The sequence below is a fragment of the Poseidonibacter ostreae genome, assembly GCF_009208075.1.
GTDB classification, from domain to species: Bacteria; Campylobacterota; Campylobacteria; order Campylobacterales; family Arcobacteraceae; genus Poseidonibacter; species Poseidonibacter ostreae.
In genome coordinates this window covers 21287-31849 of the sequence record NZ_WFKJ01000036.1, presented here as the reverse complement: position 1 = coordinate 31849, position 10563 = coordinate 21287, and the positions used below count along the sequence as shown (strand labels likewise).

General features: G+C 27.4%; 11 protein-coding genes. 7 read left to right on the top strand and 4 right to left on the bottom strand.

Annotated features, from left to right (window positions below):
• Positions 1–92: 92 nt before the first annotated feature.
• Both GBG18_RS11215 and GBG18_RS11210 read right to left on the bottom strand, forming a co-directional pair.
• Positions 93–593 carry a peptidylprolyl isomerase gene (locus GBG18_RS11215; RefSeq protein WP_152191133.1) on the bottom strand — a complete coding sequence of 167 codons (501 nt, stop codon included), beginning with the start codon at positions 591–593 and terminating at the stop codon, positions 93–95.
• A gap of 13 nt (positions 594–606) precedes the next feature.
• On the bottom strand, positions 607–2481 hold the full coding sequence (locus GBG18_RS11210; RefSeq protein ID WP_152191132.1) for a peptidoglycan D,D-transpeptidase FtsI family protein: 1875 nt from the start codon (positions 2479–2481) through the stop codon (positions 607–609).
• Positions 2482–2509: 28 nt separating this feature from the next.
• Here GBG18_RS11210 and GBG18_RS11205 point away from each other — a divergent pair, with 28 nt between their 5' ends.
• Positions 2510–3757, top strand: coding sequence for an FtsW/RodA/SpoVE family cell cycle protein (locus tag GBG18_RS11205; protein WP_152191130.1), 1248 nt, complete (start codon positions 2510–2512; stop codon positions 3755–3757).
• 1 nt (position 3758) lies between these two features.
• Positions 3759–4790, top strand: a complete 1032-nt coding sequence (locus GBG18_RS11200) for a glycosyltransferase (RefSeq protein WP_152191128.1) — start codon at positions 3759–3761, stop codon at positions 4788–4790.
• Here GBG18_RS11200 and GBG18_RS11195 read toward each other — a convergent pair.
• Together GBG18_RS11195 and GBG18_RS11190 are read right to left on the bottom strand one after the other, a co-directional pair.
• Entirely contained in the window at positions 4752–5537 is a 786-nt protein-coding gene (locus GBG18_RS11195; RefSeq protein WP_152191127.1) for an undecaprenyl-diphosphate phosphatase, read from the bottom strand. The genes GBG18_RS11200 and GBG18_RS11195 overlap by 39 nt on opposite strands.
• Positions 5538–6197, bottom strand: a complete 660-nt coding sequence (locus GBG18_RS11190) for an MqnA/MqnD/SBP family protein (RefSeq protein WP_152191125.1) — start codon at positions 6195–6197, stop codon at positions 5538–5540. It abuts the gene before it with no gap.
• 70 nt (positions 6198–6267) lie between these two features.
• On the opposite strand from GBG18_RS11190, the gene GBG18_RS11185 reads away from it, so the two are divergent.
• The 5 genes from GBG18_RS11185 (at position 6268) to glnA (ending at position 10533) form a co-directional block, all read left to right on the top strand.
• A complete protein-coding gene (locus tag GBG18_RS11185) occupies positions 6268–6489 on the top strand; it encodes a MoaD/ThiS family protein (protein WP_152191123.1) in 222 nt (73 codons plus the stop codon).
• Positions 6490–6500: 11 nt separating this feature from the next.
• The gene (locus GBG18_RS11180) at positions 6501–6944 is read left to right on the top strand and encodes a molybdopterin synthase catalytic subunit (RefSeq protein WP_152191121.1); all 444 of its coding nucleotides are present in this window, start codon (positions 6501–6503) and stop codon (positions 6942–6944) included.
• Positions 6941–8191 (top strand): GGDEF domain-containing response regulator, encoded by a 1251-nt coding sequence (locus tag GBG18_RS11175; RefSeq protein ID WP_152191119.1) that lies wholly within the window; start codon positions 6941–6943, stop codon positions 8189–8191. Before GBG18_RS11180 ends, GBG18_RS11175 begins: the two co-directional genes overlap by 4 nt.
• Positions 8188–8979 carry a histidinol-phosphatase HisJ gene (hisJ, locus tag GBG18_RS11170; RefSeq protein ID WP_152191117.1) on the top strand — a complete coding sequence of 264 codons (792 nt, stop codon included), beginning with the start codon at positions 8188–8190 and terminating at the stop codon, positions 8977–8979. Before GBG18_RS11175 ends, hisJ begins: the two co-directional genes overlap by 4 nt.
• Positions 8980–9105: 126 nt before the next feature.
• Positions 9106–10533 (top strand): type I glutamate--ammonia ligase, encoded by a 1428-nt coding sequence (gene glnA, locus GBG18_RS11165; RefSeq protein ID WP_152191115.1) that lies wholly within the window; start codon positions 9106–9108, stop codon positions 10531–10533.
• Positions 10534–10563 lie beyond the last annotated feature (30 nt).

Genomic DNA, 10563 nt, shown 5'->3' with positions numbered 1-10563 from the left:
ACAGAATATGATATTTTAAGATACTTATTATTAGATTTTTTACATAAAAAAAGGCCAATCTTTCGATTGACCTTTTTCTTGGAAGATTAAAATTATTTAGATTCTAATATTTCAATTGAAATAATGTCATCATTTTGCTCAATTGAATCTAAAACTGCAAAGCTATCACCATCTTCTGGTTCAATTCCACCAAAAACAGTATGATGTCTATCTAAATGTGGAGTTGCATCAAAACATATAAAGAATTGACTTCCACCAGTATTTGGACCAGCATGTGCCATTGATAAACTACCTTGATTATGAACTTGTTTTTTCATATCAACTTCACAAGGAATTGCCCAATCAGGACCACCAGTTCCCGTACCATTTGGACATCCACCTTGAGCCATAAATCCTGGGATTACTCTATGAAAATTAAGACCATTATAAAAACCATCATTTGCTAATGTTGCAAAGTTTGAAACTGTATTTGGAGTATCTTCATTAAATAATTTAATTAAAATAACACCTTTACTTGTTGTAATTTTTGCATATTGGAATTTTGCTAATTCTTCTGCTGAATAGTTATATTTTTTTAATTCTTTTCCGAACATTATTTACCTTTTATTAATTTTTTGAAATTATATCGTTTTTAGGTGTAAGATAGTTTAATTTAATTAGATTTTGTATAATTTCTTTAAATACTGGAACGGCTGAAGATGAAGCATAACGATAATACCAATATTTTCCTGTTGAATTTGGATTCATAACTGTAACTCCAATTGTATATGAATTTTTACCATCACTAACAAAACCAAAAAATGAAGATATATATTTTTTTAGATATTTCCCACCTCTTGCTATTTGCGCAGTTCCAGTTTTCCCACCAATTTCTAAACCATCAATCTTTGCAGCTTTTCCTGTACCTTCTTCAACTGTTTGAATTAGTAATTGTTTCATTCTTTCTGCTGTTTCTTTAGATATTACTTTTTCTGGTTTATTATCATAAGCTTTGTATTTACTATTGTCATGCGATAAATAAGATACAATTTTTGGTGTGGACATATATCCTTCACTATTAAAAACTGTATATGCTTTCATCATTTGCATAAATGTTGATGTTATTCCTTGTCCATAAGAATCAGTAGCTTTAAAGATGTTATCTTCACCATCACGATCACCTGCTGAGTATTGTCTAATACTATGAATAACTCCTTTCTTTTCATAAGGCAAATCAATTCCTGTTTTTCTTGCAAGTCCAAATCTTTTATAACCTTCATAAAACTCTGGTCCAGATAATCTTTGTGCAATCTTTAAAGTACCTATATTAGAAGAATATATTACAACATCTTTTAGTGTTAAATAGTGCTTTTTAAATCTATGATCATCTCCTATTGTATATCTACCAATTTTATATTTTCCTTTTGGAAACTCACCTTTACTATTAGCTTTTCCTTTTGTATTATAGGCAAAAAATAGTTCATTTTTTTTAATTCTATTTTTATCCATAACAAGTGATATTGATATTGGTTTAACTATTGAACCTGGTTCAAATTGGTATTCAATTGCATTTACATTTAGAGAGGGTATATCTTTTTGTCTAATCTTTTCAGGATTAAATCTATTTGAAGATGCAAGGGTTAAAACTTTACCTGTTTTACTATCCATTATTGAAACAATAATTTCATCAGCACTTAATTTTTTTTTATGTAAATCAAGTGTTATTTCATTGTTTTTTTGAAGTTTTAAAGGAATGTTTAAATTTAGTGTTGCTCCATCAATTCTTTTTCTAATTAATGAATTTTTATCAAAAGCTATGTATGATAATACATCTCTATTTCCTTGTAAAATACCATCTTTTGATTCATTTAACTCTTTATTATAACTCTTTTCAAGTCCTTTTATACCTTTTACTTTTGTTGTACCATTTTCACTTTCAAACTTTGATATATAACCAACAACTGGGGTTAAAGTGTCTTCATATGAAAATAGTCTTTTCTCTCCACTTTCTCGTACACTCAAGCCTCTAAGTATTTTTCCACCTTTTACTTTTCTTGATATAAATACATTTAATTTACGTAGTTTAAAAGCTAACTCTTTTAGATTTTTTGCTGTTCTTGAATCAATATTGTAAGATAGTACTAAATTCCCTGGTTTATCTTTTGTTTTTTCAAGTTTTTCTTTTAATTTTTTATAAGGGATTTTACTATAGATTGAAAAAAGTTGTAAAAACAGCTCTTTTTTATCTTCTGCTAGGTGTCTTGTATCTATAGATGCTTTATAAAGTTTTTTAGATGAAGCAATTTTAAAATTGTCTGAACTTATAATATCTCCACGTACGGATAATTCTTTTTTTTCGCTTTGAAGTGTAGGCATATGTCTATATTCAGTTATTGTTCTAAATACAGAAATAATAAGTATTAGTAAAAATAAGAAAATAATCATAAATAATATTGCTATTTTTTTAGTTTTATTAATTTTTTCGATTTTGTTTGAAGACATATTTATCCATAATGTTATATAATAGAGTATGTATTCTAACAAAAATAAGATTAAATCAATAAGTAATAATTTAAATTGTCAAAAAGCAGATTACCCTCTACTCATTTTAGTGTCTATTCTAATTTCTCTAAGTGTTGTATTTTCATACTCTTTAAGTATTTATACTGTTGAGTATTATGGATATAATGAATTTCACTTTTTTATTAGACAAGTAATGGTTGCAGTAGTTGCAATCTGTATTATGTGGACTTTTTCATTAATAAATCCAGATAAATTAGTCGGAAAGGTTGGAATGACCCTTTTTTTACTATTCTTTTTTCTAATGGCATTAATGCCTGTACTTCCTTCTTCAATGGTTACAGCATCAGGAGGTGCTAATAGATGGATAAGATTACCTGGTTTTTCTCTTTCTCCTGTAGAATTTTTTAAAATAGGTTTTATATATTTTTTATCATGGTCTTTTCATAGAAAAGTTATGGATCAACCTAAAAAGATTGGTTTAAAAAAAGAATCAATACTTTTGGCTCCATACTTTTTAACATTTTTTGCTGTAGTTTTTATCGTAGCTTTTTTACAAAAAGATTTAGGACAAGTTGTACTTTTAGGGATTATATTAGTTATATTATTGATTTTTGCTAATAGGTCATTTAAGATATTTCTTGTACTTGGGGCTGGAGCACTTTTGGGATTAGTTGGTCTAATTCTTGCAGCTCCTCATAGAATCCAAAGAATATATTCCTGGTGGGCAATGGTTCAAGATGGAATTCTTTCTGTACTTCCATCTTGGGCAGAAGGATATTTAAGAATTGATGAATTACCTGAACCATATCAAGTATCACATTCTTTAAACGCAATGCACAATGGAAGCTTTTTAGGTCAAGGTATTTCTAATGGAGATATAAAAGTAGGTTTTTTATCTGAAGTTCATACGGATTTTGTATTAGCTGGAATTACTGAAGAAATTGGACTTTTAGGTTTAATGTTTATTGTTGCTATTATGTTTTCTATTATTTGGAGGATTTTTAGAATAAGTAGACGTGTTAAAAATCCAATATATCATCTATTTACACTTGGAATTGCATTAATGATTATTATTGCATTTTTAATTAATTCATATGGAATATCAGGAATGATTCCAATTAAAGGTATTGCTGTACCTTTACTTTCATATGGAGGATCATCCATGCTTGCAATGTCAATAGCAATTGGTTTAGTTTTATCAATAAGTAGAGTGGTTTCAGATGATGAAATAAAAATAAAAGAAGAAAAGGTTTAGTATGAGAGGAAGTGTTGTAATAACTGGTGGTGGTACTGGTGGCCATTTAAAAGTTGCTGATGCCTTTATTGAAGAGTTTAATAAAAGAGGAATTCCTGTTATTTTTATAGGCTCTTCTAATGGTCAAGATAAGCAATGGTTTGAAAATGATAAAAGATTAAAAGCTACGTATTTTTTAGATACAAAAGGTGTAGTAAATAAAAATGCCTTTGGAAAAGTTACATCAATATTAAATATTATTTCTAAAACAAATTATTGTTTAGGTCTTTTTTCTAAGTATAATGTAAAAACAGTAATCTCTGTAGGTGGTTTTTCAGCCGCTGCTGCTACATTTGCTTCGATAGTAAAACTAGATTGTAAACTTTATATTCATGAGCAAAATTCTGTTATGGGAACTTTAAATAAAGTTACTTCAAAATTTGCAACAGAAGTTTTCTCTTCTTTTATTAAGACTTCTATTATAAAAGATTATCCTGTATCAAATGAGTTCTTTGATTTAGGTCGGATAAGAGATAAAGTAAATACTGTTGCTTTTTTTGGAGGCTCTCAAGGTGCAATTGCAATTAATAATTTTGCTTTAAAATTAGCTCCTAAATTAAATGATATGGGAATAAATATTATTCATCAAGCTGGAAAGAATGATTATCATAGAGTAAAAGAAGAGTATGCTAAATTAAATATAGATGCAGATGTTTTTGATTTTTCAAAAGAAATTCCTTTAAAAATGCAAAAAGCTGATTTTGCAGTAAGCAGAGCTGGTGCTTCAACTTTATGGGAACTTTGTGCAAACTGCCTACCTACATTTTTTATCCCTTACAAGCATGCAGCAGGAGATCATCAGTTTTATAATGCTAAGGATTTAAAAGATAAAGAATTATGTTTTTTACAAAGAGAAGAAGAGTTAAGAGAAGAAGAATTTTTTAATGCAATAAATAGTGATATTCATGACATTAGTAAAAGATTAACTTCTTCTATTAATTCTAATGTAGTAGCTTTAATATGTAATATTATTGTTCAAAATAATAAGAAGTAAAATACCAAATATTATTCTATAAATACCAAAGGCAACAAAAGTAAAATTCTCAAGGAATTTTAAAAATAGTTTTATTGCTAGGAAAGCCACTAAAAAAGATACGATAAAACCAACTGCAAGATTTAAAATATTTGCATCAGTAAAAAGTTCTTTATGATGTTTTAATAAATCATATGCAGTTGTAGCACACATAACAGGAAAGGCTAGAAGAAAAGAAAACTCAGCACTAGCTTTTCTATTTAAACCAACTAACATAGCTCCAATAATACTTGAACCAGCTCTTGAAGTTCCTGGAATTAATGCAAAGATTTGTGCAAAACCAATCCAAGCTGCTTGTTTATAAGTTACATCCTCAACATCAAGTGTATGTGTCTCTTTTTCATTATAAAACTTTTCAACTATTAAGAATATTATTCCACCAATTATAAACATATAGGCAACTATTTCAATTGAAAACATTGCTTTTACTTGATTAGAAAATATAAAACCTATGATGGCAATTGGTAAAAATGCAATCATTACTTTTGTCCATAAATTAATATGTGAAAGAGTAAATTTTGATGGGTAAGTTAAAATAACAGCTAATATTGCTGCAAATTGAATAATTACTTCAAATGCTTTATTTATACTATTTTGTTCAATTCCTAGAAATTCACTTGCAACTATTAAATGTCCAGTAGAAGATATTGGAAGAAATTCAGTAATTCCTTCTATTATTCCTAGAATTATAGTATCAAATATTGTCATTTATATTCCCTTTTGTTTTGTCAGTTTTAAAAAAAGTTTTAAGCTTCTTTTTTCTTTAATTCCAATTTTATAATCAATCTTTTTTAAATACTCAAGGATATTTTTATTTGATATTCCCGTTCTTTTAGAATATTGATTTAAAATGTAAGTTGGTATTTTTATATGATTTTTATTGAAATTTTTTATAATTGTTTCTAATTGTTTTTTATTTGACGAATAACATAAAACAGCAAATACAAATGGCAAATTATATTTTTCATTCCAAAATTTGGCTAAATCAATAAAATCTTTTTTTTCGTTATTATGATAATATTTTAGTGCTTTATCGCCTATTAAAACTTTGCCTTGTAAATTTAATACTTTTGCTAATGCATTTGATGTATCACTTTGAAAATCTTTTTCATCATTCCCAGGAATTAATAAAACTGATAATACATCTTTCTTAGCAATTATTCCTAAAGCTAATTTTTTTTCATTTCTTGAAGCTATTGAAGATATAAAAGCTGAATCTACTTTTCTTTTTTTAAATTTTTTATTTATTAAAGAGGGATAAGATTTTTTGTACTCAATAATTGCTTTAGTTTGTGTTGATCTTATATTTTTTTTTATATAAATATGAAATGGTAATAAATTTATAAAATCTATTTTTGCAAAAATCATAAAATGATGAGTCCTTTACCTTAAAATTCTTTTGGTATAATAATCAAAAAACAATAAATAAGGGGTTAAAGTGGTTGATGTAGAATTCCTAGGACCAATTAATAAAGAAGCGATGAAAGTTGATATTTCAAACCTTTCACAATTAAGTGAAATTTTAAAAAATGATGAGCAAGTTGCAACTTGGTTAGAAAATTGTGCAGTAGCAGTAAATGATACTTTAGTAAGTAAAAAAGATATTGAACTTTCTAATGGAGATAAAATTTCTTTATTGCCTCCTGTATGTGGCGGATGAAAAGGTAAAACGTGGAAAATTTAGAATTATTTGAAGGTAATTTACCAGTAGAGAAAATTACAAATGCATGGTATGACAAATATAGAAACTCTAATTATGGAGCAATTATTACATTTGTAGGTGTTGTTAGAGATGAAAATAAAATTGATGGTTTATCTTTTGATATATATGAACCAATATTAAATGCATGGTTTACTTCATGGGAAGAAAAAGCTAAAAAATCAAATGCAATTGTTTTAATGGCACATAGCCGAGGTGATGTATTAAATCATGAAAGTTCTTATATAGCAGCTGTTTGTTCTCCTAAAAGAAGAGTTGCCTTAGAATTAATTGATGAGTTTGTTGAAGATTTTAAAGCACAAGCACCAATATGGAAATACGATATTATAAATGGAAATAGAGTATATGCTGAAGATAGAAGTACTGCAATAAAAGGTTCTGGCCTTTTATCGTGAGTTATAAAGTTTTAGTTATTGATGATAGTATTTCAATTATACAGAGTTTAAAAAGTTTAATTGAATCTGATATTAATATAAAAGTTTATACTGCAAAAAATAAAAAAGAAAGTATCGATTTACTTTTACAGCATAAAGGTAAATTTGATATTATTTTAGCTGACTTAGGCCTTCCTGATGCACCAAATGGTGAAGTTGTAGATTTTATGATGAAGTTTTCTATTCCTATTATTGTTTTAACAGGTAGTCAAGAAGTAGATATTGAAAATAATTTTAGAAATAAAAATATTGTAGATTATATAGTAAAAGATGGAATTTCTGCATTAAAATATGCTACAACTATTGTAAATCGTATAATTAAAAATAAAAATATAAAAGTTTTAGTTGTTGATGATTCAAAAACTTTTTTAAAGCAAGCTAATGATTTATTAGAAAAGTATAAACTCATACCTCTTCTATCAACTAATGGAGAGGAAGCTCTAAAAATATTAGAAGATAACAATGATATTAAAATTGTTTTAACTGATTACTTAATGCCTAAAATGGATGGAATAGAACTAACTAGAAAAATTAGAAGTAAATACTCTAAAGATGAATTATCGGTTATTGTAACTTCTAGTGATTCAAATAGTAGAATTCCCTCAAAGTTTTTAAAACTTGGAGCAAATGATTTTTTGAAAAAAGGTTTTTCAAAAGAAGAATTCTTTGTAAGGATTAACTCTAATTTAGAAATATTAGAACTTTTTGATGATATGAAAAATAAAATCAATAAAGATTATATGACGGGTTTATATAATAGAAGGTATTTTTTTGAAATAGGAAAAACTATTTATGAAAAGAGTAAAAAACTAAATAAAATAATTTCTATTGCAATTATTGATATTGATGATTTTAAAAAAATAAATGATACATATGGACATAATATTGGAGATTATGCAATAAAATATGTTGCAAAAATATTAAATGAAAATATTCTTAGTTCTACTCTAATTTCACGTATAGGTGGAGAAGAGTTTTGCATACTATTTTATAATAGAGAGAAAGAAGAAATAGAAAAATTATTAGAAGATATACGTAAAAAATTTGAAAATAATTTAATAGAAGTTGAGGATTTAAAGTTTAAATATACTATTTCTATTGGATGTACTTTTGAATATGGAAAAAATATAGATGAAATGATGCAGTTTGCGGATAAAGGACTTTATGATGCAAAAAATTCTGGAAGAAATAAAGTGAGATATAGATGAGAGTAGATTTACATAACCATACAACATTGTGTAATCATGCAACTGGTACAAGTGAAGAGTATTTATTAAGAGCAATTGAATTAGGAATAGATGTTTATGGTTTTTCTGATCATGCACCAATGCCATATGACCCAAAATATAGAATGGATATCTTGCAAAAGCCAATATATGAAAAAGAGATATTAGATTTAAAAGAAAAATATAAAAATGATATTGAAGTTTTACTAGGCTATGAAGTTGATTATTTAGATGGTTTTATTTTAGATGAAGTAGTTAATGCAAAAGTAGACTATTTAATTGGATCAGTTCATTTTTTAAAAAATAAACAAGATATGTGGGGATTTGATAATCCAGAATTTATTGGTGTTTATAAGTCAAAAGATATTGATACTATTTGGAGTGAATATTTTGATGCAATTGAAGCTATGGCAAAAACAAATCTTTTTGATATTGTTGGACACTTAGATTTAATAAAAGTATTTAAATTCCTTCCTAAAAAAGATATAAGATTATTAGCTAAGAATGCACTTATTGCTATAAAAAAATCAAATATGGCTTTAGAAATCAATCCTGCAGGTTTGAGAAAACCTATTAAAGAAACTTATCCTTCAAGAACTCTTCTTCAATTAGCTTATGAGTTAGATATAAATATTACATTTGGTTCTGATGCTCATGCTGTTGATCAAGTAGGGTTTAAATATGAAGAAGTAAAATCTCTTGCTAAAGAGATAGGATTTAGTAAATGTATAACTTTTAATAATAGAGATAGTAAATTAATAAGTTTCTAAATTTTGTGTAGATTAGGAAAAAATATACTTTTTTTTCTTAGTTGTATATTTTTTATACAACTGATTTAGCTTAATTTTTTTTAATTTTGATAGAATTATTTAATATAAATTCAAGGAGCTATACCAATGGGTAAATTTGTTAACAATACAGAAGAGTTTTTCAAATATTGTGAAGAAAATGAAGTAAAATTTGTAGATTTTAGATTTACAGACTTAAAAGGAATGTGGCACCATATTTCATATATGATGAGTGCAGTTACTGAAGATCAATTAAATTTCGGTATGCCTTTTGATGGGTCATCTGTTGATGCATGGCAACCAATTAATAAATCAGATATGATTTTAAAGCCAGATGTTGGAACTTCTTTCTTAGATCCATTTACAGCTGATTCTACAATTATTATGATTTGTGATGTTTATGACATCTATAAAGGTGAAATGTATGAAAAATGTCCAAGATCTATTGCTAAAAAAGCATTAACTCATTTATCTGAGTCTGGTGTTGGTGATGTTGCATACTTTGGACCAGAAAATGAATTCTTCATTTTTGATGATGTAAAAATCGTTGATAATATTAATGAATCATACTTTAAAGTTGATTCTGAAGAGGGTGAATGGGCTTCATCTACTGATTATGAAGGTGGAAATATGGGTCACAGACCTGGAACTAAAGGTGGTTATTTCCCAGCACAACCAACAGATTCAATGGTAGATTTAAGAGCTGAAATGATGTTAGTTCTTGAGCAAGTTGGTCTTGAAGTAATCTTAGGACACCATGAAGTTGCACAAGCACAGGGTGAAATTGGTATTGTATTTGGAGATTTAATTGAAGCTGCAGATAACGTACAAAAATATAAATATGTATGTAAAATGGTTGCACACTTAAATGGTAAATCTTGTACATTTATGCCAAAACCACTTTATGGTGATAATGGTAATGGTATGCACGTACACCAATCAATTTGGAAAGATGGTAAAAACTTATTCTATACAGAAGGTGAGTACGGTAATCTTTCTGAAATGGCTAGACATTATGTTGGTGGAGTATTTAAACATGCTCGTGCAGTTGCTGCATTTACAAATCCTTCAACTAACTCATATAAAAGATTAATTCCAGGATTTGAAGCACCTTCAATCTTAACTTATTCTTCTCAAAATAGATCTGCTTCTTGTAGAGTTCCTTATGGAGCTGGTGAGAAAGCAACTAGAATTGAAATGAGATTCCCAGATTCAACTTCTTGTCCTTATTTAGGATTTGCAGCAATGTTAATGGCTGGACTTGATGGAATTGCTAATAAAATTGAACCAATTGGTCCAATGGATGAAGATTTATTTGAAATGCCTTTAGATGAAATTAGAGAAAGAGAAATTCCTCAAATGCCTCATACTTTAAGAGGTTCATTAGAAGCATTAATTAGAGATAATGAATTCTTACAACCAGTATTTACAAAAGAAATGGTAGATACATACCAACACTATAAATTTGAAACTCAGGTTCATCCTGACGAAGCTAGACCAACAGCATTCGAATTCAAATCAACTTATTCTTGTTAATTCAAGAACAAGCTATAAAAAAAAGGTAAG